This window comes from Streptomyces poonensis, from assembly GCF_014650915.1.
In the GTDB taxonomy this organism is placed as follows: Bacteria; Actinomycetota; Actinomycetes; order Streptomycetales; family Streptomycetaceae; genus Streptomyces; species Streptomyces poonensis.
In genome coordinates this window covers 956,899-983,246 of sequence record NZ_BMVW01000001.1, presented here as the reverse complement: position 1 = coordinate 983,246, position 26,348 = coordinate 956,899, and the positions used below count along the sequence as shown (strand labels likewise).

At 71.3% G+C, this 26,348-nt stretch carries 19 protein-coding genes; 10 read left to right on the top strand and 9 right to left on the bottom strand.

Annotated features, from left to right (window positions below):
* Positions 1-69: 69 nt before the first annotated feature.
* Both IE242_RS04310 and IE242_RS04305 read right to left on the bottom strand, forming a co-directional pair.
* A complete protein-coding gene (locus IE242_RS04310; RefSeq protein WP_189855404.1) occupies positions 70-339 on the bottom strand; it encodes a hypothetical protein in 270 nt (89 codons plus the stop codon).
* Positions 326-1,864 (bottom strand): PspC domain-containing protein, encoded by a 1,539-nt coding sequence (locus IE242_RS04305; RefSeq protein WP_189855402.1) that lies wholly within the window; start codon positions 1,862-1,864, stop codon positions 326-328. The genes IE242_RS04310 and IE242_RS04305 overlap by 14 nt, the downstream gene beginning before the upstream one ends.
* 166 nt (positions 1,865-2,030) lie before the next feature.
* On the opposite strand from IE242_RS04305, the gene IE242_RS04300 reads away from it, so the two are divergent.
* Both IE242_RS04300 and IE242_RS04295 read left to right on the top strand, forming a co-directional pair.
* Complete coding sequence (locus tag IE242_RS04300) at positions 2,031-3,320, top strand: PspC domain-containing protein (protein WP_373299446.1); 1,290 nt, start codon at positions 2,031-2,033, stop codon at positions 3,318-3,320.
* Positions 3,317-4,066 carry a LuxR C-terminal-related transcriptional regulator gene (locus IE242_RS04295; protein ID WP_189855398.1) on the top strand — a complete coding sequence of 250 codons (750 nt, stop codon included), beginning with the start codon at positions 3,317-3,319 and terminating at the stop codon, positions 4,064-4,066. The genes IE242_RS04300 and IE242_RS04295 overlap by 4 nt, the downstream gene beginning before the upstream one ends.
* 94 nt (positions 4,067-4,160) lie before the next feature.
* Here IE242_RS04295 and IE242_RS04290 read toward each other — a convergent pair whose 3' ends face one another.
* Positions 4,161-4,994 (bottom strand): L-histidine N(alpha)-methyltransferase, encoded by an 834-nt coding sequence (locus tag IE242_RS04290; RefSeq protein ID WP_189855396.1) that lies wholly within the window; start codon positions 4,992-4,994, stop codon positions 4,161-4,163.
* A 116-nt stretch (positions 4,995-5,110) separates the two neighbouring features.
* On the bottom strand, positions 5,111-6,205 hold the full coding sequence (locus IE242_RS04285) for a C40 family peptidase (protein WP_189855394.1): 1,095 nt from the start codon (positions 6,203-6,205) through the stop codon (positions 5,111-5,113).
* Positions 6,206-6,623: 418 nt separating this feature from the next.
* On the opposite strand from IE242_RS04285, the gene IE242_RS04280 reads away from it, so the two are divergent.
* Entirely contained in the window at positions 6,624-6,977 is a 354-nt protein-coding gene (locus tag IE242_RS04280) for a hypothetical protein (protein WP_189855392.1), read from the top strand.
* 76 nt (positions 6,978-7,053) lie between these two features.
* Here the strand turns inward: IE242_RS04280 and IE242_RS04275 are convergent, their stop codons facing one another.
* Complete coding sequence (locus tag IE242_RS04275; RefSeq protein ID WP_189855390.1) at positions 7,054-8,229, bottom strand: C40 family peptidase; 1,176 nt, start codon at positions 8,227-8,229, stop codon at positions 7,054-7,056.
* A 464-nt stretch (positions 8,230-8,693) separates the two neighbouring features.
* On the opposite strand from IE242_RS04275, the gene pcrA reads away from it, so the two are divergent.
* A complete protein-coding gene (pcrA, locus tag IE242_RS04270) occupies positions 8,694-11,180 on the top strand; it encodes a DNA helicase PcrA (RefSeq protein ID WP_189855388.1) in 2,487 nt (828 codons plus the stop codon).
* A 123-nt stretch (positions 11,181-11,303) separates the two neighbouring features.
* On the opposite strand, the gene IE242_RS04265 is transcribed toward pcrA, so the two are convergent.
* Both IE242_RS04265 and IE242_RS04260 read right to left on the bottom strand, forming a co-directional pair.
* On the bottom strand, positions 11,304-12,929 hold the full coding sequence (locus IE242_RS04265) for a M23 family metallopeptidase (protein WP_189855386.1): 1,626 nt from the start codon (positions 12,927-12,929) through the stop codon (positions 11,304-11,306).
* 330 nt (positions 12,930-13,259) lie between these two features.
* Positions 13,260-14,171 (bottom strand): esterase/lipase family protein, encoded by a 912-nt coding sequence (locus IE242_RS04260; protein WP_189855384.1) that lies wholly within the window; start codon positions 14,169-14,171, stop codon positions 13,260-13,262.
* A gap of 585 nt (positions 14,172-14,756) precedes the next feature.
* On the opposite strand from IE242_RS04260, the gene icmB reads away from it, so the two are divergent.
* Entirely contained in the window at positions 14,757-15,173 is a 417-nt protein-coding gene (icmB, locus tag IE242_RS04255; protein WP_189855382.1) for a coenzyme B12-dependent isobutyryl CoA mutase small subunit, read from the top strand.
* Positions 15,174-15,328: 155 nt separating this feature from the next.
* Here icmB and IE242_RS04250 read toward each other — a convergent pair whose 3' ends face one another.
* A complete protein-coding gene (locus tag IE242_RS04250; RefSeq protein ID WP_189855380.1) occupies positions 15,329-16,948 on the bottom strand; it encodes a DUF5691 domain-containing protein in 1,620 nt (539 codons plus the stop codon).
* A gap of 201 nt (positions 16,949-17,149) precedes the next feature.
* A complete protein-coding gene (locus IE242_RS04245; RefSeq protein ID WP_189855378.1) occupies positions 17,150-18,505 on the bottom strand; it encodes an SWIM zinc finger family protein in 1,356 nt (451 codons plus the stop codon).
* A gap of 144 nt (positions 18,506-18,649) precedes the next feature.
* Here IE242_RS04245 and IE242_RS04240 point away from each other — a divergent pair, with 144 nt between their 5' ends.
* The 5 genes from IE242_RS04240 (at position 18,650) to sucD (ending at position 26,308) form a co-directional block, all read left to right on the top strand.
* The gene (locus IE242_RS04240) at positions 18,650-19,849 is read left to right on the top strand and encodes an ATP-binding protein (RefSeq protein WP_189855376.1); all 1,200 of its coding nucleotides are present in this window, start codon (positions 18,650-18,652) and stop codon (positions 19,847-19,849) included.
* A complete protein-coding gene (locus tag IE242_RS04235; RefSeq protein WP_189855374.1) occupies positions 19,846-22,350 on the top strand; it encodes a DUF5682 family protein in 2,505 nt (834 codons plus the stop codon). Before IE242_RS04240 ends, IE242_RS04235 begins: the two co-directional genes overlap by 4 nt.
* A 59-nt stretch (positions 22,351-22,409) precedes the next feature.
* Positions 22,410-23,567 carry a VWA domain-containing protein gene (locus tag IE242_RS04230; RefSeq protein WP_189856396.1) on the top strand — a complete coding sequence of 386 codons (1,158 nt, stop codon included), beginning with the start codon at positions 22,410-22,412 and terminating at the stop codon, positions 23,565-23,567.
* A 646-nt stretch (positions 23,568-24,213) separates the two neighbouring features.
* Entirely contained in the window at positions 24,214-25,395 is a 1,182-nt protein-coding gene (sucC, locus tag IE242_RS04225; RefSeq protein WP_030571521.1) for an ADP-forming succinate--CoA ligase subunit beta, read from the top strand.
* A 28-nt stretch (positions 25,396-25,423) separates the two neighbouring features.
* Positions 25,424-26,308: a succinate--CoA ligase subunit alpha gene (gene sucD, locus IE242_RS04220; RefSeq protein ID WP_189855372.1), complete on the top strand. Its 885-nt coding sequence runs from the start codon at positions 25,424-25,426 to the stop codon at positions 26,306-26,308.
* The last annotated feature ends 40 nt before the right edge of the window (positions 26,309-26,348 follow it).

The window sequence follows — 26,348 nt, the reverse complement described above, 5'->3', positions numbered from 1 at the left end:
GTGTGCCGCCCCCGGCAGGCCAGTCACTGAGCAGGAGCGTGATCGCGAGGCGTCATCCGGCGGCAGGCGTCACTCGCTCCGGTCCGGCGTCTCGGCGTTCGATGTCCGTGTGGCCCGCGGAGCCTTCGCTCCCTGTGCCGGTGATGTCCGGCGGTGGCGTATCGCCTGGGTCAGGAACGCGGTCACTCCCGCGAGGAACAGGCCCACGATGATCACCGGGATGGCCACGAACCAGGGAGTGTCCCAGGCGTCGCCCGCGTCACCGGCGTAGATCACTGCTGTGAGGAGCAGAAAGAAGCCGGCGACGAGCTTGCCGGGCTGGACGTCATGACGCAGCACGAGTGACCTCCGCCTGTCCCACACCGACCTCGAGGGCGACGTCGAGCGTGCCGCCGGATTTGTCGCCCTGAGCGTCGTCGGTGGGAGACAGCGTCAGCTCCCTCCGCTTGTCCGGTGCCACGTCCACGTCCTCCTTGCCGTCCCCCGGCAACTGGATGTCGCCGATGCCCACCTCGATGGTCAGGCGCACGGTGACATCCGGCGGGACCACGACTTTGACCTTGCCCACGCCCACTTCCGCTCCGGTCGCCAGCGTCCGGTCCTTCGGCACGTCCAGTCGCGTCAGGTCAAGCGTGCCCACGCCGGTGCCCAGGTCGTACCGTGGCTTGACGTCCGCCATGGCGGTGGGCGCCCAGGTCGTGCGTATCCAGTGTGTGTCGATGTTCGCCGGCAGCGCCGCCGAGCCCGCCAGCAGTCCCGCCGTAACCACCGCCAGGAAGATGGACCCCATGCCGGTACGCCCCAGGAACGCGCTGATCGCGATGCCCAGTCCGAACACGGCGAGCGCGCAGGCCAGACCGGTCTGCAGGCTGGTGTTCAGCGCTCGGTCGTCCCACGTGGCGCTGGTGCCCAGGCCACCGGCGAGCAGCGCGAGCAGGAATATCAAGCCGCCTGTCCGGCGGGGGCCCCGAGGCTTCGGCTTGCGGACGGTGTGTGTGTCCCGGTGGGGCGGTGTGCCACGAGCGATGTTGATCGCCGCCGCGAGGTCGCGCTCCCGGGCCGTCCCGGGTCCCCACAGGTAGCCCGTGCCGCCCACGTGGGTGCCGTCCTTGACGATCGGGTCCCGCCACCAGGACGGGTAGGACGCCGGCACGGGCGGCGCCTGCGCTTCCGGGGGAGCGTCGGCGACGGCGTGCGCGGCGAGCGGGTCCGGGACGGGGGCGCCGCGCTGCTGCGACCAGTACCCGGCCCCTGCGAGGAGCAGGGCGAGGACCACGGCGAAGGTCAGCACCCCGCTGTTGCCCAGCATGGTGAGGAACACGCCGCAGCCGACCAGCGCGAACAGCACGGCCGCGAGGGCCTGGCCGTCGACGCGGCCGGTCAGCAGCTTGCGTATCTCGTTCTCCTCCTCGTCCTCGCGCGGCACGAACAGCCAGACGAAGCCGTAGAAGATGAGACCGAGGCCGCCGGTCAGGGAGAGCACCGCGAGCACGATCCGGAAGATCACGGGGTCCATGTCGCACTGCCGCGCCAGTCCGGAACACACCCCGGCCAGCATCTTGTGCTGCCGGTCGCGCCGGAACTTGGCGGGGGGCGGGACGGACTCTCCAGCTGCACCGCCGGGGTCGCCCGTCGTCGATTGATCCGCGGGCGCGCCCGTGCCCATGCCCGCGTGCGCGTTCGCGCCCGCCTGCGCGTGAGCGCTCCCGTGTGCGCGCGGTGGCTCCTGGCCCGTGCCCGGCGAAGCCGTGCCGCCGTCCTTGCCCGGCGAGGGCGCGGCGTCCTGCGGCCCGGTGGTGGGCCGCCGGCCGCCCGGGCCCGGATCGGGTCCCGGCTCCGCTGCCGCGTGCTGCTGATCTGTCATGTTTCCATCGTCGCCGCCGCCACCGCCCGGCGGCAGTCGGAATGACCCTGGCCCGACCCTGATATTGACCCGGGGATGCGTTCGACCGCGATCTCGGCGGAGATCAGGGGCGTCTCGGGGACCTACCCTGATGCCCCCGTCCGCCGGGCGTGTGAACATCAATGGCATGCCGGAAGCCGCAGCGATGCCAGTCGACAGCCCGCGGCCCCCGCGCAAGCTCTACCGCAGCAGCGACGGACGCTGGCTCGGAGGCGTGGCGCGAGGGCTCGCAGGGCACCTCGGGCTGCCCGTGGTGTGGCTGCGCTTCGTGTTCGCCGGGCTGTTCCTCGCGGACGGTCTCGGCGCACTGCTGTACGCGGCGTTCTGGTTCTTCGTCCCGCTCGGTGTGGGCGGCGTCGACAACCAGCGCCCACCGGCACTCTCCACCGAGACCTCGCCGGACGGCCGCCGCAGACTCGTGGCCCGCAAGCCGGACAGGGGCCAGATAGTCGCCCTGCTCCTGATGGTCGTCGTGGCCATGGTCTTCGTCGGCAACGTGAACCTCGGCGGCGGAGCCAAGGTCTATCTGTGGCCGGCCGTGCTGGTCGCCGCCGGTGTCGCCCTGGTCTGGCGCCAGGCCGACAATGCGCGACGGGCCCGCTGGGCCGAGGTCGGCCGTCGCCGGCGGACGCTCACCCTGCTCCGTTCCGTCGGCGGTGTCCTGCTCGTCACCGCGGGCGTCTCCGGCATGTTCGTGCTGCAGGGCTCCGCCGCCCACCTCGGTTCGGTGCTGCAGGCGGCGCTCGCCGTCCTCGTCGGCATAGCCCTGCTCGCCGGCCCCTACCTGGTCCGTATGACGCAGGATCTCTCCGAGGAGCGCCTCATGCGTATCCGGGCCCAGGAGCGGGCCGAGGTCGCCGCCCACGTTCACGATTCCGTGCTGCACACCCTGACGCTGATACAGCGCAACGCCGAGAACGCGGGCGAGGTACGCCGTCTCGCCCGCGCCCAGGAGCGTGACCTGCGCAACTGGCTCTACAAGCCCGAAGGCACCGGCAAGGACGAGGACGAGGAACCCGGCACGCTCGCCGAGGCCGTGAAGCGAAACGCCGCCGAGGTGGAGGACAAGCACGGAGTGCCCATCGAGGTCGTGGTCGTCGGCGACTGCCCTCTCGACGAACGTCTGGGCGCGCAGATGCAAGCCGCGCGCGAGGCGATGGTGAACGCGGCCAAGTACGGTGGCGAGGGCGGTGCCGTGCAGGTCTTCGCCGAGGTCGAGGGAAGGACCGTGTTCGTGTCCGTCCGCGACCGCGGACCCGGGTTCGACCTCGATGCGATACCCGCCGACCGGATGGGCGTCAGAGAATCGATCATCGGCCGCATGGAGCGCAACGGGGGTACGGCACGGCTCCGCGCCGTACCTGGTGGCGGCACCGAGGTCGAACTGGAGATGGAGAGGGCGGAGACGACGTCATGAGCGACGTGTACGGGGCGAGCGGATCGGCCGTGCCGGATGGTTCGGGCACCGGCGGGGGCGCGGAAGCGAGCGGGGCCACAGCCGGGCGGCATGTGCGGGTCGTGCTGGTCGACGACCACCGTATGTTCCGTACAGGCGTGCAGGCGGAGATCGGCCAGACGGAACGCACGGGCGTCGAGGTGGTCGGGGAGGCGGCCGACGTCGACCAGGCGGTCTCCGTGATCACTGCTTCCCGTCCCGAGGTGGTGCTGCTCGACGTGCACCTCCCGGGCGGCGGAGGGGTCGAAGTGCTGCGTCGTTGCGCGGCGTTGATGGGCGACCCCGAGCAGCCGGTCCGTTTCCTCGCCCTGTCCGTATCGGACGCGGCCGAGGACGTCATCGGGGTCATCCGAGGCGGAGCGCGGGGATACGTCACGAAAACGATCACCGGCTCGGACCTCGTGGACTCCATCTTCCGCGTCCAGGAAGGGGACGCCGTGTTCTCGCCGAGGCTGGCCGGCTTCGTCCTCGACGCCTTCGCCTCCACGGACGCCCCTCCCGTCGACGAGGACCTGGACCGCCTGACCCAGCGTGAACGTGAGGTCCTGCGCCTCATCGCCCGCGGTTACGCCTACAAGGAGATCGCCAAGCAGCTGTACATCTCCGTCAAGACGGTCGAGTCGCATGTCTCGGCGGTCCTCCGGAAGCTCCAGCTGTCCAACCGGCATGAGCTGACGCGGTGGGCCACGGCGCGACGTCTGGTGTGAGCGAGAGGGAGCGCCGGCCGGGCTGCCGGGCGGGGGACTGACGTGTCGAGAGCCCGCCCGGCGCGCGAACGGGGTGGCGCACCTGATGGCGCGCCTACGCGGGATTCACGGCCACGCCCTTGAAGAACGTGTAGTGGAAGGTGCCGTCGTCCGTCGCCGTGCGGTGCAGGTCGGCGAGGCCGCGGTCCCAGTCCGGCGGTGTCATCAGGCCGGCGGACAGGGCCGGTTCCCGGATGGATTCGATCATGGCGATGAAGGTGTTGCGGGTGAAGCCGTTCACGAGGGCGGGCCGGGAGCGGTCGGCGTAGACGGTACGGGGGCGGACGATGACGTCCTCGTAACCGGCGGAGGTGAGGAGGGGGTGGAGTGCACGGCCGATCCGGGCATTGCCGCCCGCGGCGGACTGGAGCTGAATCTGACAGTCGATCGCGGCGTGGGCATAGGCGCTGGCGGGGTGGAAGAACGCCGAGGCGTGGTCGCCCTCGATGACCGTGAGGGTGCCGCCCGGGCGCAGGACGCGGCGCAGGGCGGTGAGCGCCTGACGTGGGGCGGAGAGGTGTTCCAGTACGAAGCAGACGAATACATGATCGAACTCGGCGTCCGGGAAAGGAAGCTCGAACAGATCTGCCTGGACCCAGCTGATCTGGGCTTCGGGGGCGTGGGACGTCACCCGGGAACAGGCCTGGGCGAGCGAGTCCGGCGAGACGTCGACCGCCGTGAACCGTGCTCCGGGGCTTGCCGACACCAGGTGCACCGTCTGGGCGCCGACTCCGCAGCCGACTTCCAGAACCTTGCTGCCCACGGGGTACACCGTCCCGGAGTGCAGCAGGGCAGCGAGGGTGTCGGCCTGATCGGCGAGGCGGCGGCTCTCGTGGGCGGAGTATCCGTGGACGTAGGGCGTGGCGTCGGCTGAGGCGGGTGTGTTCATGCGGGCGAGCCTTGTTCGGGAGCGGCCGGGTCAACAGGTCCAATCAGGGACTTGGCAATCGGGCCAATGAGGGAACGACCACTGTTCCGCAGGCCGAGGAGGTGCTCCGGAAGTTCTCACACCACCCGTACGGCTCCCACGAACGGCATCTCGTCGAGGGGAGCGACGCGTACCGGCGCCGACGGGTGGGGAGCGTGGATCATCCGGCCGTTGCCCACATAGAGGCCGACATGACTGATACCGGAGTAGAAGAACACCAGGTCACCCGGGAGCAGCCGGGATCGTGCGACGCGATGGCCCGCGTCGATCTGCGCATATGTCGTCCTGGGGAGGGAGACACCCGCCGAGCGGTAGGCCGCCTGGATCAGCCCCGAGCAGTCGAAGGCGTCGGGTCCGGTCGCGCCCCACACATACGGCCTGCCGAGCTTGCTGTACGCGTACGTGACGGCGGCCGCCGCTCGGCGGTTGGGGGCCTGCGCCGCGGAGGACGCCGCCGACACGGTCCCCGGCACCTGCGGCCGCGGTGAGGAGGACGAGGGGAGGACCGAGGGCCGTGCCGCGTCCTCCACGCTTGCCGTCGCGGCCGAGCGCGCCCGTTCGTCCTCCGACAGTCTCGCCAGCAGCCGCCGTGCCTCGTCGAGCTTGCCGGTGATCGTTCTTTTGTGGCGCTTCAGCTCCGCCTGCCGGGATCTGAGGGTGGCGAGCTCGAGGTGCGCGGCGCTCCGGAGCTGCTCGAGTTCCCGCAGCTGTTGTCGTACGTAGGACACGTCCGACGCCTGTCGCGTGCTCAGCCGCTCGGCGAAGGCCGCACCCGCCAGGTACCGGTCCGGATCCCCGGACAGAGCGAGCTGCCACGCCGGATCGATGCCCGCACCACCGCGGTACTGCGCCGCGGCCAGGGTCCCCAGCTTCTCCCGGGCGGAGCTGAGACGTCCGGTCCGCCGCGCTGCCTCGTCCTGAAGGCCGTCCAGCCGTTCCTGCGCCTTGTCGGTCGTCTCCTGGGCCCCGTTGTACTTCTCGGTGGCGGCCTCCGCCTCCCGGTACAACTTACTGACCTCGGCCCTCACCTGCGCCGATGCGAGCTGCGGGTCGGCGTGTCCGGTGCCGTCGAAGCCGGTCGCGCCCGCCGTGCCCGTCAGGGCGACGGTGGCGGCGGTGCGGATCGCGGTACCGCTGAGTGGGCGCTTTCTCGGTCTGCGATGCGCTGCCACCGGACGCCATGTCCTTTCTCACGGCCGCACCGCCGTACGAGAGCGGTGGCGGTTCACGCGTCCGGCGGCGGCTTGCACAGGGGGAGCGAGCCGCCGCCGGACCTTCTCGGCGGTGGTGTCCGACGGCCACCCCTGGCCCGGGCGGCGGTGAGGAGCCGGTCACCTGGTGAAGGACGTTAAACCTGTCCGTGACGACCTGGTAACGCCATGTGCGGAAATGGCGCGCTCCGACTGCGAATGGCGACACATGACCGCGTTCCCGGCCTGACGTCACCGACTTCACGCAGCCCGCTGACCGAAGCACCGGTTCGGGCCGCTGAAGGCGCGCGGGGTGCTATGGGGGCATGGACGTGCACGTAAGGACAGTCGCGGGGCCGGTGTCCGGTGGTGGACGGGAGCAGGGTTAGGCTCCGGCCCCATGGACGTACTCATCCATCTCTTCGTCGCCCTGCACATCGTCGGTATCGCCGCCCTCCTCGGCGGTTTTCTCACCCAGATGAAGGCGATGGGCCAGGGCACGGCCCGTTTCGTCCCCGGGATGCTGCACGGCGCACTGACGATGCTCGTCACCGGCGTCGTCCTGGTCGGCCTCAACCAGGCCGACGACCAGAGCGTCAACAACATCAAGATCGGTGTGAAGCTGGCCCTGCTGGTCGTGATTCTCGGGCTCGTGTACGTGAAGCGCGACGAGGAGAAGGTCGACAAGGGACTGTTCGGGCTGGTGGGCGCCCTCACCACGGCGAACATCTTCATCGCGGTCCTCTGGACCTGAGCGGGCGGCCGTCGGGGCTGAACCGGCCGCACAGGTCCCGGGCGGGCGGGCGGGCCGGAACACGGCCCGCATCGGGTCATGCCGGGCGCACCACGCTGTGGATCGACGACTCCCCGTCGTAGAAGATCGACTCCTCGCGGACGTACGTTCCCGGCTTGGGCGCGTGGATCATCATGCCGTTGCCGATGTAGAGGCCGACATGGGTGATGTCGTCGTAGAAGAACACCAGGTCGCCAGGTCGGATGTCGGCGAGGGAGACCGTCGTCCCCGCCTCGACCTGGTCGTACGTCGTCCGCGGGAGGTCGACGCCCGCGGCCTTCCAGGCGGCCTGGGTGAGACCTGAGCAGTCGTAGGAGCCGGGTCCGGTCGCGCCCCACACGTACGGCTTGCCGATCTGGGTGCGGGCGAAGGCCAGGGCCTTGGCGGCCTTGGCCGTGTAGGAGGAGTCCTCGGCAGTGGTGGTGGCGCCGGAGCCGGAGTCCGGGGCGCTGCCTGTGGCGGTTCCCTGCGACGCGGTCCCGTCCGGAGCGGTCTCCTGCTCGGCCGCGGCGGCCTGCCGGCGGGCCAGCTCCGCCGCCTCGCGCTCGGCTGCCTCCCGCTTCTCCTTCTCGATCGCGGCCAGCCGGGCCTTCTCCTCGGCGGTCAGCTGCGACAGCAGCTCGCGCGCCTCCGTGAGCTTGGCCTGCACTTTCGCCTTGGACGACTTCAGCGTGTCCTGCGACTCTGTGAGCGTCTCGAGGGTCGCGGTGGCCTCCTGGCGCTTCTGCGCCGTCTCGGCCTGCTGGTCGATGTAGTCGTCGACCACGCTCTTCTGGCGGGCGGTGAGGCGGTCCGTCAGCTGCTGCTGGTCGAAGTAGTCCTGCGGGTCGTCGGCCAGCAGCAGGGAGGCAGCGCCCAGGCCGGCCGAGCCCGTGCGGTACTGGGCGGCCGCGAAGGAGCCCAGCTGCTCCCGTGCCTCGTTGAGCTTCTCCGTGCGCTCGGCGATGTCGTCGAGGAGGGCGTCGACACGTTCCTTCTGGCCGGCCGTCTTCTCCTTGGCCGCGTTGTATTTCTCGGTCGCCGACTCGGCCTGGCGGTAGAGGTCGCCGACCTTCTTCTCGACCTCTTCGAGGCTCGGCCGGTCGTCGGCCGACGGTGCGGCGTTCGCCGTCTGGGAGAGCAGGGCCACAGAGGTCAGGGCCGCCGTCGCGAGGGCGGGGGTCCGTATGCCTGTGCGCGTCCGGGCAGGACGCGGCTTTCGGTGCGGCGCCATGGGGAGGCGACTCCTTCCGTCGTCCGCCTACCGGGTCAGCGGTGGGGCCCCTCCCGGGCCCTTCAGGCTCTGGGGAAGAGTTCGGGCGCTGGATGCGGAAGGTGTGCCCTGTGTGCCCTACGGTCCGTGCCGTGTACGGCAGTGACGGCAGCCGGACCGCTTCACCCCAAGGCCGGCGGGTCCCCGGCTCCGGCCTCCACGAGGGCACGCCGGACTCGGCGGAGGCTGCCCGGCCCGGCGTGTTCGCCGGTTGGGTCGGGCGGCCGTTCAGCACGCTAGCCAAGGCGTGTGGCTCCTGTGAAGATTGCTGTTCGATATGTCCGATACATTTTCGTGACCTCAGGGGCGGCCTCGCGTCCGGCGTCGGCGTGGTCCTCGTATCACAAGATCAAGAAAGCGGTCCGTGCCCCCGGTTTCCCGGGTCGGCCCTCATTGTCGGTGGGGCAGCCTAGACTCGTAGAGCGATGAGCAGCCTCTTTGACGACAGCTTCCTGGCGGACCTCCAGGCCCCGCGGGCCTCTGAGGAGGAGCTCCCGCCGCCCCCCGAGGACGATCACGTACCGGAGCCGGTTCCGGACGATCTGTTCGGCGGGAAGTTCGACGTGCCGCCGGACCGGGACCCGTACTACCGCGACGGCGCCCCCCGGCCCGCCATCGACCCGGCGGCCCTGCTGGAGGGGCTGAACGACAACCAGCGCGCGGCGGTCGTCCACTCCGGCTCCCCCCTGCTCATCGTGGCGGGTGCCGGCTCCGGCAAGACCCGCGTCCTCACGCACCGCATCGCACACCTGCTGTCCGCGCGGGGCGCCCACCCCGGCCAGATCCTCGCGATCACGTTCACCAACAAGGCCGCGGGCGAGATGAAGGAGCGCGTCGAGCAGCTCGTCGGCCCGCGGGCGAGCGCGATGTGGGTGATGACCTTCCACAGCGCGTGCGTACGGATTCTGCGGCGCGAGAGCAAGAAGCTCGGCTTCACGTCGTCGTTCTCGATCTACGACGCCGCCGACAGCAAGCGGCTGATGGCCCTGGTCTGCCGTGACCTGGACCTCGACCCCAAGCGCTTCCCGCCGAAGTCCTTCAGCGCCAAGATCTCCAACCTGAAGAACGAGCTGATCGACGAGGAGGACTTCGCCGCCCAGGCCGCCGACGGCTTCGAGAAGACCCTCGCCCAGGCGTACGCGCTCTACCAGTCGCGCCTGCGCGAGGCCAACGCGCTCGACTTCGACGACCTGATCATGACGACGGTCAATCTGCTGCGCGCCTTCCCGGACGTCGCCGAGCACTACCGCCGCCGCTTCCGCCACGTCCTCGTGGACGAGTACCAGGACACGAACCACGCGCAGTACGCCCTCGTGCGCGAGCTGGTCGGTCCCGCCGGCGGGAGCGAGCAGGACGGTCCGGGGCAGGAGCCCGCCGAGCTGTGCGTCGTGGGCGACGCGGACCAGTCGATCTACGCCTTCCGCGGTGCCACCATCCGCAACATCCTCCAGTTCGAGGAGGACTACCCGAACGCGACGACGATCCTGCTGGAGCAGAACTACCGCTCCACCCAGACGATCCTCTCCGCGGCCAACGCGGTCATCGAGCGCAACGAGTCCCGCCGCCCCAAGAACCTGTGGACCAACGCCGGCGAGGGCGCCCGGATCACCGGCTACGTCGCCGACACGGAGCACGACGAGGCGCAGTTCGTCGCCGACGAGATAGACCGCCTGACGGACGCGGGCGAGGCCAAGGCCGGCGACGTGGCGGTCTTCTACCGTACGAACGCCCAGTCCCGTGTCTTCGAAGAGATCTTCATCCGCGTCGGTCTGCCCTACAAGGTCGTAGGCGGCGTCCGCTTCTACGAGCGCAAGGAGGTCCGGGACGTCCTCGCCTACCTGCGGGTCCTGGCCAACCCGGAGGACTCGGTCCCCCTGCGCCGCATCCTGAACGTCCCCAAGCGCGGCATCGGCGAGCGGGCCGAGGCCATGATCGACGCCCTCGCCCAGCGCGAGAAGATCAGCTTCCCGCAGGCGCTGCGGCGTGTGGACGAGGCCTACGGCATGGCCGCGCGCTCCACGAACGCCGTCAAGCGGTTCAACACGCTGATGGAGGAGCTGCGCACGATCGTCGAGTCCGGCGCGGGCCCGGCGACCGTCCTCGAAGCCATCCTCGAACGGACCGGTTACCTGGCCGAGCTGCAGGCGTCGACCGACCCGCAGGACGAGACCCGTATCGAGAACCTCCAGGAGCTCGCCGCCGTGGCACTGGAGTTCGAGCAGGAGCGCGGGGAGTCCGGCGGGCAGGAAGGGGCGCCGGTGTCGCTGGCCGACTTCCTGGAGCAGGTCGCGCTGGTCGCCGACTCCGACCAGATCCCCGACGAGGACGAGGACGGCTCGGGCGTCATCACACTGATGACCCTGCACACCGCCAAGGGCCTGGAGTTCCCGGTCGTCTTCCTCACCGGCATGGAGGACGGCGTCTTCCCGCACATGCGCGCCCTCGGCCAGACCAAGGAACTGGAGGAGGAGCGCCGGCTCGCGTACGTGGGCATCACACGCGCGCGGGAGCGGCTCTACCTGACCCGCTCGACTCTGCGCAGCGCCTGGGGCCAGCCCTCGTACAACCCGCCGTCCCGTTTCCTGGAGGAGATCCCGGCGGCGCACCTGGAATGGAAGCGCACGGGCGGGACCGGCCCCGCCGCCGGACCGGTGTCGGGCATCGCGGCGTCCCTGTCGTCGTCCCGTTCCCGCTCGTCGGCGTCGGGCGCGTCCGGTTTCGCGACGCGCCGGGCCACCGAGAAGCCGGTGGTGGCCCTGTCGGTCGGTGACCGGGTGACCCACGACCAGTTCGGCCTCGGCACCGTCGTCGGGGTCAAGGGCACGGGGGCGAACGCCGAAGCGACGATCGACTTCGGGGACACCAAGCCGAAGCGCCTGCTGCTGCGGTACGCGCCGGTGGAGAAGCTCTAGGGACGGAGTGTCCGTACGGGGCGACAAGACCGTAGGGGGAGGCCGGGACCCGCTCAACGGGCCCTGGCCTCCCCCTACGGCTTAGGCGTCACGCTTCACGCCTCACGCGTCACGCCTCACGCGTCACGACGGGTCGAGTCCATGGCTGCGGAACCAGGCCAGCGGGTCTATCGCCGAGCCGCCTCCGGGCCGCACCTCGAAGTGCAGATGGGGACCGGTCGAGTTGCCCGAATTGCCGGAGTAGGCGATCGCGTCGCCCGCCTTCACCGCCGTCCCCGAGGCGACCTTGTACGTGGACAGGTGGCAGTACCACGTCTCCGTGCCGTCCTTGGCGGTGACGATCACCATGTTGCCGTACGCGCTGTTCCACTGCGTGCGTACGGTTCCGTCGGTCGCCGCCATGACCGGCGTCCCGTACGACACCGGGAAGTCGATGCCGGTGTGCAGGGACATCCAGTTGATGCCGGACTGTCCGTAGTACGCGCTGAGGCCGTGCTGCGAGACCGGCAGTGCGAACTTCGGGCGCAGCCGCTCCTTGCGGGCCGCCTCCTCCGCCGCGCGCTTCTGCTCGGCCTCCTGCTGGGCCTTGAGATCGATGCGTTCCTGGGTACGGCTCGCCCGGTCGGCGAAGTCGTCGGCCCCGGCGGAGAGGCTCTCCAACTGGGTGTCGAGCTTGTTGTTGACGGTGGACGGCTTCACCGCGGTCGCGTCCGAGGCGGTGGCCGTCGTCTCCTTGCCGTCGTCACCGCCCACGCCCACGGAGGCGGCGGCGATCCCCGCGACACCCATGACGCAGGCCGACGGCACGGCGACGGTCAGCAAGGCGGAACGCTTCGCCGGAGCGGAACGCCGCGCCGGGCCACGACGGCGCGAGCGCCCGGCGGCCCGGGTCGCCGCCCGGCCGGAGTCGGCGACCGAGGCCGGCTCGATGTCCGCCTCGTCCTCCGGCGGTACGGGGAAGCCGTCGGCGGGCGTGTCGAAGCCGTCCGCCCCGTCGAAGTCACCCTCCGGGGCATCCGGTTGCCCGTGACCGTAGGGGCCGACCGGCTCGAAGGTCGCGGTGGCCTGCTGATCGACGGTGTCGGGAGAGGAGTGGTCCGGCGGAAGCGTCTCGGCGGAGGGGTGTTCGTAGGGTCCGGAGGCGTGTGTGCCGTCGCTGTTCCACTGGGTCGCGTCGTACGCGCCCGTGTCGAAGAGGTGTGCGCCCGCCCACTGCTGGGTCTGGCCGGGCTGTCCCAGCTCGCCCGCCTGGCCGAGCTGGTCGGCCTGCAACCAGCCTTGCGTGTTCCACTGCCCGGTCGCCTCGGGGCCCGGTGTCTGTGCGGGAATCTCACCGAGGTGCTCGTAACCGGTGGTCCAGCCGGTGCTGTCGTAGCTGCCCGTGTCGTATCCGGTCTGGTGCGGAACGGCGTACGGATCGTGGCTCAGCGTCTGGTGGCTTCCGGTCGACCACTGCGAGGCGTCGTACGAACCCGTCGCGCCGCTGCCCGGCATGGTGCCGAAGAGGGGGTCGGTTCCGTAGGCCGCGGTGTCGAACGTCCCGGTCTCGAACGTCCCGGCTTCGAAGGCGCCCGGTGTGGTGGCCGTCGCGTGGTGGCCGGTGTCGTAATCCGTGGCGTTATAGCCACCGTACGTGGTGAACTCGCCGTACGAGGCTTCCTGATGGCCGTACGACGCGTAGGGCGCCGAGGCCGCATCGGAAGCCGGAGCCGGGGTTGTCGCTGTCCCCGACGGGTGACGGTCGTTCACCAACTTCTCTTTCGCCTCGACAACAGGGGCTGGCAGAGCAGTGCGGCGACTGTACCCGGCGGTATGCGGGCGCGACAATCTTCAACGGGTTTCGTGCCTCCAGGAAACGGGCATTCGAGCGTCTTTCGGTGCTCTGCGTACACAGCTTTGGCCTTGCGTTCGACGCACGTTCGAAAACTTGTTGCTGTGAGTCGACTGTCAGGAGGCTGAGAGGGAGCGAGCTCGCGGGTCCCTCGAACGCCGACCTCGGCGTTGCCCGAGCGGTCGGCTGCCCGGGCGGGCCGACCGTGGTGCCACCGGAGCGGCTCGGGCCCCGCCGGCCTGCGGCGATCACGCCACGGTCAGGCCTTCCGTGCCGGTTCCCGTCTTCCGGGCGGCCCCGTCGGCCGATGCGCCGGACGCCTGGTCGAGGTCGAGTGCCTGCCGTACACCGGTGGCCACGGCGGGGTGGACGGGCAGGGCGAGATGCCCGATGCCGCTCACCCGGACGTTCTGCACCATCAGATCCGGGTGGCCGATGGACGCGGTCTCCAGGGGGTCCATCAGATGGTCCAGGTCGCTCCAGAAGGCCACGAAGTGCGTACGGCAGCCGGGGGCCGGCTCCCGCAGTTCCTCCAGCACGGCGGAGCCCGGCCGCATCTGCCGGACGATCGGGTGGGCGTTCGCCAGGGGGGCCACACGGGTACCCCCGTGCGGGGTGCCGAGCGTGACGAGTGTCCGGACGTGCAGGTCGCCGCCGAGCCGCTGCACGTAGTACCGCGCTATCAGACCGCCCAGGCTGTGTCCCACGATGTCCACCCGCTCGTGGCCCGTACGCTCGCAGATGTCCGCTATGTGCCGGCCGAGCAGCTCCGCGGCGGTACGGATGTCACAGGTGAGAGGGGAGTAGTTGAGCGACTCGATCTGGCGGCGGCCGTGCTGTGCCAGGGAACGGCGCAGCAGGACGAAGACGGAGCGGTTGTCTATGAAGCCGTGGAGCAGGACGACCGGGGGCTTGGCCTCGGTCGGCAGCGGAGCGGTGCCGGACGGGAGGGGCGTGGGGACCGGCCGGCGCTCCTGGGTGATCCCGGACGGATACAGGAGCAGATGGCCCGCGAGGATCGCGAACTCCAGCGCGGTCGCCTTCAGCAGGGCCACCGAGAGACCCGCGAGTCTGCCGGGGAACTGGGGAAGGCCGGGGAAGCCGGGTAAGCGGTGCTGACTGAGCGGCAGAAAGGGCATCACTGCCCGGGTGACCTTCATGGCCGACCTCCCGTCGGCACGCGGGAGGACTCCTCTGTCCCCCGTGTGCACTCGTGGTGAACCGTGTCGGAGGTGGGCGACGGTGCGAGTGCGGCGTGTGCGACGCGTGGTGCGTCGGTGACGCGACGACGGCCCTTGCCCCGTCGGCGATGCGGCGCCTCGCCGTTCTCACGGCAAAGGCCTGCCCCGCCACCGGGCGAAAGTGGGTCCCCGCTTTCGTGCTCGTGCCATCGCCGAAGTGCACCACCACTGGCGCCTCCCGCCGGCGGTGCGGTGGTGCGGCCACCTCGTGGCGGCTCTCCGTGCGCACCCTCCGGTCGTGGCGCCCGAGTCGCGGGCCCGTGCGGCACGTATGCCGTCGACTGCCGCGACGCGTGTGCCGCGGGAACTCGGAACGGTACGCGGCGAACGTGTCCCACGTGTGATTTCCCCCTCGCTCTCCGCCGTGAAACTGCCGGTTACGGGATGCTGGCGATAACGTTCGTTCACTTCCTCGGCCGTGCGGTACGGGGAGCCCGTGCCCGCGACGCATCCGGTGCGGTGGGCGCCGGTACGGGCCGGTGCAGTCGTTTCATGGAGGCAGTGATGGGTGTGGCAGCCGGTCCGATCCGCGTGGTGGTGGCCAAGCCGGGGCTCGACGGTCATGATCGCGGGGCCAAGGTGATCGCACGTGCGCTGCGTGACGCCGGTATGGAGGTCATCTACACCGGCCTCCACCAGACGCCGGAGCAGATCGTCGACACCGCGATCCAGGAGGACGCCGACGCGATCGGTCTCTCCATCCTGTCCGGCGCCCACAACACGCTCTTCGCGGCCGTCATCGATCTCCTCAAGGAGCGGGACGCCGAGGACATCAAGGTCTTCGGCGGCGGCATCATCCCCGAGGCCGACATCCCGCCTCTCAAGGAGAAGGGTGTCGCCGAGATCTTCACTCCCGGTGCCACGACCGCGTCGATCGTGGACTGGGTGCGGGCGAACGTCCACCAGCCCGCGGGCGCGTAGCCGCTGGTTCCCTGGAGGCACAGCCGCCCCGGCGCGGTGAGCCGCCGGTGGTTCGGTACGTCGGTGTCCGGCGGCGCGGGTGCAGGGGCCCGAGCCGCCGGTGACACGCGGTGACAGTGCTTCCGGCAGCCGTCGGTACGGCGCGTGTCGCCAGCTCATGGCGAGGCCAGCTCCTCGCGCATGGCGGCGCGCAGGCGCAACGTGGTGACGAGTCGCTGGAACGCCTCCGCCCAGTACCCTCCTGAACCCGGGGACGCGTCCTCCGCCTCCTCCGGTGTGGCCGTGAGCGCGTTCAGCCGTTCGGCTTCCGAGGGGTCCAGGCACCGCTCGGCGAGTCCCATCACCCCGCTGAAACTCCAGGGATAACTGCCCGCGTCGCGGGCGATGTTGAGTGCGTCCACCACCGCGCGTCCCAGGGCGGGTGACCACGGCACCGCGCAGACGCCGAGCAACTGGAACGCCTCCGACAGACCGTGCGTCGCGATGAACCCCGCCACCCACTCGGCCCGCTCGTGCGCGCCCAGGGTCGCCAGGAGCTTGGCCCGCTCGGCCAGTGACACGGCCCCGGGCCCGGCGGCCTCCGGCAGTGAGGGCACTCCCAGCAGGGCTCTGGACCAGCCGCCGTCCCGCTGGCGTACCGCCGCCCGGCACCACGCGGCGTGCAGTTCTCCCTGCCAGTCGTCCGCCACGGGCAACGCCACGATCTCCTCCGGCGTACGTCCGCCGAACCGTCGCGACCACGACCCGAGCGGTGCCGCCTCCACCAACTGGCCGAGCCACCAAGATCGTTCGCCGCGCCCCGACGGCGCCTTGGCCACCACCCCGTCGCGCTCCATGTCGGCGTCGCACTCGTGCGGTGGCTCGACCACGATCGCGGGAACGGCACGTGTGTGGTCGAGCGCGACACACGACGCGGCACGGTCGGCCATCCGCGCGGCCAGCGCTGAGCCGGGCAGCGCGGACAGCAACTCCGCCGCGGTGGCGCGTACGTTCCGGCTGCGGTCCGTCAACGCCCGTTCCAGGAACGGCTCGTCCGCGGCTCCGAGCCCGCTGCGCAGCGAGTCGAGGAACATCAGCCGGTCCTCGGCCCGCTCAGTGGTCCACGTGGTGTCGAGCAACTCCCGTGCAGCCGCCGGTTCCCGTGCCCGGATCGCCGACAGGAGAGCGACGCGTTCGGCGAAGAGACCCTCCTGCCACAGTCGCCGGACGCGCTCGGTGTCCTGGTGGTCCGGAGCCTCGGTGCCCCCGCCCGGAGCGGCTCGCAGCGCGAAGCGCCAGTCAGGGTTCAGCCGGGCCAGCCACAGCGCACGCGGTCCCGCGAAGGTCAGGGCCGCCGGCCGCAGGTCCGTACGGCCCCGTGCCGCGTCCAGCAACGCGGGCAAGGCTTCGGGCGGTGCTGCGAAACCGTGCGCGTTGGCCATGGCCAGCCATTGCGGCAGCAGTTCCATGAGATCGGGGGCCGTGCCTCTGCGCCCGCCGCCCGTACCCGGCCGGTCGGCCAGGAGCATCGCCAGCCTGCGCGCGGCGGCGCGAGGCAGCGGTGGACGGGTGTCCTCAGCGGCGGGCGCCGGCCGCGGCGCCGCCTGTGCGGGCCGCAGACCGGCCCGGCGCCGCACGGTTTCCACGGCCGCCGCGTCCAGCAGCGCCACGGGTGCCTCCTGCCCGGCCGCGAGCCGCGGAACCGGACGCCGGTCCGTCCCCAGCAGCGCCACGGTGACGAGCTCCTCCCAAGGACTTCCGTCGTGTGCGTCAGGGAACGTCGTGGTGCCGTTCATGAGAGTCCTTCCGTTCCGTATGTCGGTGGCCAGCTGGGCCGGTCGCGGAAGAGCGATGCCGTCGACCGTGGGGACGCCGGTGGCGCCGCTGTGACGGGGCGGAGCGGGGCGGAGCCGTCGCCGTGGGAGCCGGCGTCGATCCCGGCCCGGCCCCGGCCCCCTTGTGTCAGCCGCTCGTGCGTCTCCGGACGAGACCGTGTCTCAGCACAGCCCCACCGCCTCCCCTTCTCTCTCCGGCCAGGCCGTCAGTGGAGTGAAGCCCTGGTGGCCGCACTCTCCGAAGACGGTGACGGGTGCGCCGCCGGAGAGAGCGACCAGGCGCCACAGCCCCGGACGGGAGCGGGCCGAGGCCGTGAGAGGCAGCGCCAGATCGCCATCCGCGTCCGCCAGTTGCCAGGAGTCGCCGTCCGGGACCGGGACCACCCGGGCCAGGGTGACCGGGACGGAGTCCAGCCACGGGTCCTCGCGCAGGGCCTCGCCGTAACGGACCGCGGCCTGCGCCGGGGTCACCCCCGGCGGCCGTGTCGCCGCGGGCTCGGGCGGTGAGAGCCGCTCTCCCAGGGCACCCCGCAGCTGCCCCGAGCCGGGGTACGCCGACACCTCCGCATCGAAGGCGAGGCCCACCGGCAACGCCAGCTCGGGAGCCCGGCCGGCCGCACCGTAGGAGAGAAGCAGCACCGTACGGCCCGACTCGGCGCCGTACAGCCAGATGCGTCGTGTCGTGAGCCGGGAGTCCGCCGTGTCGTACTGGGCGAGGGCCAGCCAGCGGTCCCGGACCGGCGGGCCGTCCGGCGAGCCCGGCATCCCGACCCGGGAACGGACCGTCGCCGCGAGACCGTCCGGCAGGCGCTCACGCCGCAGCCAGCCCTGGTCCAGCAGATGCAGCAGCGCGCACTCCTCCAGCAGCCGCACCGGCCAGCCGGCACCCGAGCCCGGTATGGCCCCCAACTCCCGCACGCGCGCGGCGAGACCCGGCGCCTGAGCGTCGACCATGCGGGCCGCCGTCTCGTCCCACAGTCCGTACCCGGCCTGTTCGGCCCCCGCCAGACCGTTCCGCAGCAGGTCGGCCAGCCGCTGCTCCAGCTCGGCCGCCCCCGCGGTGATCCGTTCGGCGCGTCGCTCCGCCCTGCGGCGTGCCGCCTCCGGGTCAGCCGGAGCAGCCCCAGATGCCGCGTCCGTCGTCGTCCTCCGGGCCTCGGCGCGCCGTCTCCGCCCGGCCAGCCACTGCTCCGCCCAGTCCGGCGCCTGCGCATGCGGCACCGCGGTGTCGCCGCCCGCCCAGAGCAACAGCAGCCCCAGCGCGTGTTTGCACGGGAACTTGCGGCTCGGACAACTGCATTTGTACGCGGGCCCGGTGGAGTCCGCGACGTCGATGACTGTCTGATACGGCTTGCTGCCACTGCCCTTGCACAGTCCCCACACCGTCCCCTCGTCAGAACTCCCCGCATCCGACCACGGCCCAGCCGCGCCGAGTTTGCTTCCCGCTTTGCGCGACGCTGCGTCAGGCGCCAATGCCAGCACCTGCTCAGCCGTCCAGCGCACCCCCTGCTGAGTCATGTCTCCGACGGTAGGACCCACCACTGACAATCGGCCTCGGCGTGGGCGTTTCCGCAGCTCAGAACGCATTGTCAGTGGCGTGGTGCACGGTGGACACCAGATCCGAGACGGCCGGACCCGGCCGAGCTGGAGGGGGACTCAGTCATGCCTGTTTCCGTGCACCCGACGACCGCCGACGACAGCCACAACCAGTCCGCGTCCGCGAACGCGTCCGCGGGCCCGGACGCACACACGAGCGGGCCCGCGCCCGCGGAACGAGCGGAGCCCGAGGCGCTGCGCCCGCACGCCGAGCACGCCTTCGCCGCCGAACTCGCCGCGCTGGCCGCGCAGGACGACCGTCCCCGCCCGGCCCGCTGGAAGCTCTCGCCATGGGCCGTGGCCACGTACCTCCTCGGCGGCACGCTGCCCGACGGCACGGTGATCACCCCGAAGTACGTGGGCCCGCGCCGCATCGTCGAGGTCGCCGTCACCACCCTCGCCACCGACCGCGCCCTGCTCCTGCTCGGCGTGCCCGGCACCGCCAAGACCTGGGTCTCCGAGCACTTGGCCGCGGCGGTCAGCGGCGACTCGACACTGCTCGTGCAGGGCACGGCGGGCACACCGGAGGAGGCGATCCGCTACGGCTGGAACTACGCGCAGCTGCTCGCCCACGGCCCCAGCCGCGACGCGCTCGTCCCGAGCCCGGTCATGCGGGCCATGGCCGAGGGCATGACGGCCCGCGTGGAGGAGCTGACCCGGATCCCGGCGGACGTGCAGGACACACTGATCACCATCCTGTCCGAGAAAACCCTGCCGATACCGGAACTGGGGCAGGAGGTGCAGGCCGTCCGCGGCTTCAACCTCATCGCCACGGCGAACGACCGCGACCGCGGGGTGAACGACCTGTCGAGCGCCCTGCGCCGCCGCTTCAACACCGTGGTGCTGCCGCTGCCGGAGAGCGCCGACGCCGAGGTCGACATCGTCTCGCGCCGCGTCGACCAGATCGGCCGCTCCCTCGACCTGCCCACGGCACCCGACGGCATCGACGAGATCCGCCGTGTGGTGACGGTCTTCCGCGAGCTGCGCGACGGGGTGACGACCGACGGCCGTACGAAGATCAAGTCGCCCAGCGGCACGCTGTCCACCGCCGAGGCGATCTCCGTCGTCACCAGCGGCCTGGCCCTGGCCGCCCACTTCGGCGACGGCGTGCTGCGCGCCTCGGACGTGGCCGCCGGCATCCTCGGTGCCGTCGTCCGCGACCCGGCGGCCGACCGGGTGATCTGGCAGGAGTACCTGGAGGCCGTGGTCCGCGAACGCGACGGGTGGACGGACTTCTACCGGGCGTGCCGGGAGGTCAGCGCATGACTGGTAACGACGGGACAGGATCGCGCGCGCGGGCGTACGACGACGGGCCGCTGCTGCTCGGCGTACGGCACCATGGCCCGGGATCGGCACGGGCGGTGCGGGCCGCGCTGGACGAGGCGCGCCCCCGGGTCGTCCTGATCGAAGGGCCACCGGAGGCGGACGGACTGGTTCCGCTAGCCGCCGAGGAGGACATGCGGCCACCGGTCGCCCTTCTCGCCCACGCGGTGGACGAGCCCGGTTGCTCGGCGTTCTGGCCGCTCGCCGAGTTCTCCCCGGAATGGGTGGCGATCCGCTGGGCCCTGGAGCACGGAGTACCGGCCCGCTTCATCGACCTCCCGGCGACGCACACTCTGGCGTGGGGGAAGGAGGAGGAGAAGGAGAAGGAGGGGGCCGCGCCGACCGGGCCGGCCGGCGCAGGGGACATGTCCTCCTCTTCCGGACCGGCCGGAGCGTCCGGCCCTCCCGGCGGGGCGGGCCCGGCGCTCACCTCCGATCCGGGTGCTCAGCCGCCGGAGACCGGCGAGGCCGTGCGTGTGGATCCCCTCGCGGCGCTCGCCGAAGCCGCCGGCTACGACGATCCCGAACGGTGGTGGGAGGACGTGGTCGAGCACCGGGCGACGGACGAGCACGTGTTCGCACCGTTCCTGGCCCTCGGGGAGGCCATGGAGGCGCTGCGGGAGACGTACGGCACCGGCGGACACGACCGTGATCTGGTACGGGAGGCGTACATGCGGCTCCAGGTGCGTTCCGCGCGGAAGGAGTTCGGGGACGAGGTGGCCGTGGTGTGCGGGGCGTGGCACGTGCCCGCACTGAGGGAGAGGCACACCGTCGCCGCCGACCGGGCGCTGCTGAAGGGGCTGCCGAAGGTGAAGGCCGACATGACCTGGGTGCCGTGGACGCACCGCAGGCTGGCCCGGGCCAGCGGCTATGGGGCGGGTATCGACTCGCCGGGCTGGTACGGGCACCTCTTCGGCGTGCCGGACCGTCCGGTCGAGCGGTGGATGACCAAGGTGGCCGGACTGCTGCGGCAGGAGGACCGGATCGTCTCCTCCGCGCACGTCATCGAGGCGGTGCGGCTCGCCGAGACTCTGGCGGCGATGCGGGGACGCCCCTTGCCGGGACTCACGGAGACCACCGATGCCGTACGGGCGGTCATGTGCGAGGGCTCGGACGTGCCGCTGGCCCTCGTGCACGACCGGCTCGTCGTGGGCGATGTGCTGGGCGAGGTGCCAGCGTCGGCGCCGGCGGTGCCGTTGCAGCGCGACCTGGCGCGGCTCCAGCGCCGGCTGCGCCTCAAGCCCGAGGCGCTGGAGAAGGAGCTGGAGCTCGACCTGCGCAAGGAGAACGACGCCGAGCGCAGCCGCCTTCTGCACCGGCTGCGGCTGCTCGGTGTCGCGTGGGGCGAGTCCGCGGTCTCCCGCGGCAGCACGGGCACCTTCCGGGAGACCTGGCGGCTGCGCTGGGAACCGGAGCTGTCCGTGCGGGTCGCCGAGGCAGGCGTGTGGGGGACGACCGTGCTGTCGGCGGCGACCGCGAAGGCCGAGGCGGACGCCGTGGCCGCGCAGTCGCTCGCGGACGTCACGGGACTCGCCGAGAGCTGTCTCCTGGCCGAACTGCCGGACGCCCTGCCCGCGGTGATGCGCGTGCTCGCGGACCGTGCGGCACTGGACGCGGACGTGGGGCACCTCGCACAGGCGCTTCCCGCGCTGGTGCGCTCCCTGCGCTACGGCGATGTCCGGGCCACGGACACCCGGGCACTGGCGGAGGTCGCGGCGGGTCTCGCCGAGCGGGTCTTCGTCGGTCTTCCGCCCGCCTGCGCCGCGCTCGACGCGGACGCCGCGGCAGAGATGAGACGCCAGGTGGACGCCGTCCACGGAGCGGTGGGCCTGCTGGGCGAAGCCGTGTCGGCGGCCCATGGCGATCTGCGAGCCCGCTGGCACTCCGTTCTCCGAGTGCTCTCGCAACGGGACACCGTTCCGGGTGTCATCCGCGGCAGGGCGGTACGACTGCTGCTGGACGACGGGGAGCTGGCGGGGGACGAAACGGCTCGGCTCATGGGGCTGGTGCTGTCGCCGGGGACTCCGCCGACCGACGCGGCCGCGTGGATCGAGGGGTTCGTCGGGGGAGGAGCCGGCGGCGGCATGCTGCTCGTGCACGACGAGCGGCTGCTCGCGCTGGTGGACGCGTGGCTGACCGGAGTGCCGGGGGAGGCGTTCACCGACGTCCTGCCCCTGCTGCGGCGGACGTTCTCGGCGTACGAGCCCGGAGTGCGCAGAACGCTCGGCGAACTGGTGCGGCGCGGGCCCGGGGCGCGCGGCAGCACGACGGCCACCGGGTCCGGGGCCCCCGGCTTCGCCGATGAGCCCGACCTCGAGCGGGCGGACGCCGTACTGCCGGTACTGCGCCTGCTGCTCGGCCTGGACGAGGACGAGGGCGTCGAGGGCATCGAGGAGCTGAAGGAGATGAAGGACGGCGGCGGTCTTGTGGGGGTGGGCGGATGAGCACGACGACAGGAGCGGTGAGCCGATCGACTGCAGGAGCGGCGAGCCGACCGCAGGGGATGGACGACCCGTCCGCTGTCGACGAGAGGCTGCGGCGCTGGCGGCTCGTACTCGGTGGCGACGCGGCCGACGGCACGGGGTGCGCGCTCTCCGGGCGGGACGCCGCCATGGACGGGGCGCTCGCCGCGCTCTACGGCAAGGGGGACAGGCAGCAGACGGGGCGGGAACGCTCGGCGGGGCTCGGGGCGTCGGCGCCGTCGGTCGCGCGCTGGCTGGGGGACATCCGGACGTACTTCCCGTCCTCCGTCGTGCAGGTCATGCAGCGTGACGCCATCGACCGGCTCGGCCTGTCCACGCTGCTGCTGGAGCCGGAGATGCTGGAGGCCATGGAGGCCGATGTCCACCTGGTCGGCACCCTGCTCTCCCTGAACAAGGCGATGCCGGAGACGACCAAGGAGACCGCGCGGGCCGTCGTGCGGAAGGTCGTGGAGGACCTGGAGAAGCGGCTCGCCACCCGTACCCGGGCCACCCTCACCGGCGCCCTCGACCGCAGCGCCCGCGTCAACCGGCCCCGCCACCACGACATCGACTGGAACCGCACGATCGCGGCCAACCTCAAGAACTACCTGCCGGAGTACCGGACGGTGGTCCCCGAGCGGCTCATCGGGTACGGGCGCGCCTCGCAGTCCGTGAAGAAGGAGGTCATCCTCTGCATCGACCAGTCCGGGTCGATGGCGGCGTCCGTCGTCTACGCGTCGGTCTTCGGCGCCGTGCTCGCCTCGATGCGGTCCATCAGCACGCGGCTCGTCGTCTTCGACACGACTGTCGTCGACCTGACGGACCAGCTGGACGATCCGGTCGACGTCCTCTTCGGTACCCAGCTCGGCGGCGGCACGGACATCAACCGGGCACTGGCGTACTGCCAGTCCCAGATCACCCGGCCCGCGGAGACGGTGGTGGTGCTGATCAGCGACCTGTACGAGGGCGGGATACGTAACGAGATGCTGAAGCGGGTGGCGGCGATGCAGGCGGCGGGAGTGCAGTTCGTGACGCTGCTCGCGCTCTCCGACGAGGGCGCGCCCGCCTACGACCGGGAGCACGCGGCGGCGCTCGCGGCCCTGGGCGCACCGGCGTTCGCCTGCACGCCCGACCTCTTCCCCGAGGTCATGGCCGCGGCCATCGAGAAGCGCCCGCTTCCGATACCGGAGACGGCGTGATGCTGGGGTGCCGGGTGCCGTGAGGCGCTGGGCCGACCTTGCGGTAGCGGAAGCGGAAGCGGAAGCGGCAGTGGCGCGGTACTGGCTGTGGCAGTGGCAATGGCAATGGCGCGGCAGCGGCAGCTGGGACTCGGGCTGAGGCCCGGAGCGGGGTGGCGGCCCTTGCCCGCCCGGGGAGGGATGGGGGCTTTCGCCACTCCGGGGTGAGGGACCCCGCCCCGGGACCGGGCGATCGGAGGACCGGAGGGGGACCAGAGGGGGACCGTGAGACCGGAGACTTCGCTGCCGGGGTGCCGGGGTGCCGGGGTGCCGGGGTGCCGGGGTGCCGGGGTGCCGGGGTGCCGGGGTGCCGGGGTGCCGGCGGTCGGTGGCTGGGCGGCCCCCAGGCCCCTCACCGGTCCCGCCCCAGCTCGGTGAGGTTTCATGCCCGCGCTGTCCGGGCGGGCATCATGTGACGGGTATCACCGCTCAGGTGTGATCTGTGATTTAGAGACCCTCCGTCAGCGGCGATAACCTGCGAGACGGACATGCCGCGCGCTCGGACACCGTGTGCGCACCCCTTGTGACAGAGCGGACGTCACGTTGCCCTTCGCGGCACGCCCACGCATCCAACGAACCGCGAGATCACTGATAGGGACGGAAGCGCGTGGACCTGTTCGAGTACCAGGCGAGGGACCTCTTCGCCAAGCACGATGTACCGGTGCTGGCCGGTGAAGTCATCGACACGCCTGAGGCGGCGCGCGAGATCACCGAGCGTCTGGGCGGCAAGTCCGTCGTCAAGGCGCAGGTGAAGGTCGGTGGTCGTGGCAAGGCCGGCGGCGTGAAGCTCGCCGCCACCCCGGACGAGGCCGTCGCCCGCGCGACGGACATCCTCGGCATGGACATCAAGGGCCACACGGTCCACAAGGTGATGATCGCCGAGACCGCGCCGGAGATCGTCGAGGAGTACTACGTCTCCTTCCTCCTCGACCGTGCCAACCGCACCTTCCTCTCCATCGCCTCCGTCGAGGGCGGCATGGAGATCGAGGAGGTGGCGGCCACCCGCCCCGAGGCCGTCGCCAAGACCCCGATCGACGCCATCGAGGGCGTGACCGAGGAGAAGGCCCGCGAGATCGTCGAGGCCGCGAAGTTCCCGGCCGAGGTCGCCGACCAGGTCGTGAACGTGCTGGTCAAGCTGTGGGACACCTTCATCAAGGAGGACGCCCTCCTGGTCGAGGTCAACCCGCTGGCCAAGGTCGCCTCCGGTGACGTCATCGCCCTCGACGGCAAGGTGTCGCTGGACGACAACGCCGAGTTCCGTCACCCCGACTTCGAGGAGCTCCACGACAAGGCCGCCGCCAACCCGCTCGAGGCGGCCGCCAAGGAGAAGGGCCTCAACTACGTCAAGCTCGACGGCGAGGTCGGCATCATCGGCAACGGCGCGGGTCTCGTCATGAGCACCCTGGACGTCGTCGCGTACGCCGGTGAGGCGCACGGCAACGTCAAGCCCGCCAACTTCCTGGACATCGGCGGTGGCGCCTCCGCCCAGGTCATGGCGAACGGCCTGGAGATCATCCTCGGCGACCCGGACGTCCGCTCCGTGTTCGTCAACGTCTTCGGCGGCATCACCGCCTGCGACGAGGTCGCCAACGGCATCGTGCAGGCCCTGAAGCTCCTCGAGGACCGCGGCGAGAAGGTCGAGAAGCCGCTCGTCGTCCGCCTCGACGGCAACAACGCCGAGCTGGGCCGCAAGATCCTCACCGACGCCAACCACCCGCTGGTCCAGCGCGTCGACACCATGGACGGCGCGGCCGACAAGGCCGCCGAGCTGGCCCACGCCGCCAAGTAAGCACTCAGGACGAGGACACCAACACACCATGGCTATCTGGCTCAACAAGGACAGCAAGGTCATCGTCCAGGGCATGACCGGCGCCACCGGCATGAAGCACACCAAGCTCATGCTCGGCGACGGCACCAACGTCGTGGGCGGCGTGAACCCGCGCAAGGCGGGGCAGACCGTGGACTTCGACGGCACCGAGGTACCCGTCTTCGGGACCGTCAAGGAGGCCATCGAGCAGACCGGCGCCAACGTCTCCGTCATCTTCGTGCCGGAGAAGTTCACCAAGGACGCGGTCGTCGAGGCCATCGACGCCGAGATCCCGCTGGCCGTCGTGATCACCGAGGGCATCGCCGTGCACGACACGGCCGCCTTCTGGGCGTACGCCGGTGCGAAGGGCAACAAGACCCGCATCATCGGCCCGAACTGCCCCGGCATCATCACCCCGGGCCAGTCCAACGTCGGCATCATCCCGGGCGACATCACCAAGCCGGGCCGCATCGGCCTGGTCTCGAAGTCCGGCACGCTGACGTACCAGATGATGTACGAGCTGCGCGACATCGGCTTCTCCACCGCCGTCGGCATCGGTGGCGACCCGATCATCGGCACCACGCACATCGACGCCCTGGCCGCCTTCCAGGACGACCCCGAGACCGACCTGATCGTCATGATCGGCGAGATCGGCGGCGACGCCGAGGAGCGGGCCGCGGCCTTCATCAAGGACAACGTGACCAAGCCGGTCGTCGGCTACGTCGCGGGCTTCACCGCGCCCGAGGGCAAGACCATGGGCCACGCCGGCGCCATCGTCTCCGGCTCCTCCGGCACGGCCCAGGCCAAGAAGGAGGCCCTCGAGGCCGCGGGCGTCAAGGTCGGCAAGACCCCGACCGAGACGGCCAAGCTGGCGCGCGAGATCCTCAACGGCTGACCGTCCGGCAGCCGCGCTGACCGTACGGCGACGGGCCCGC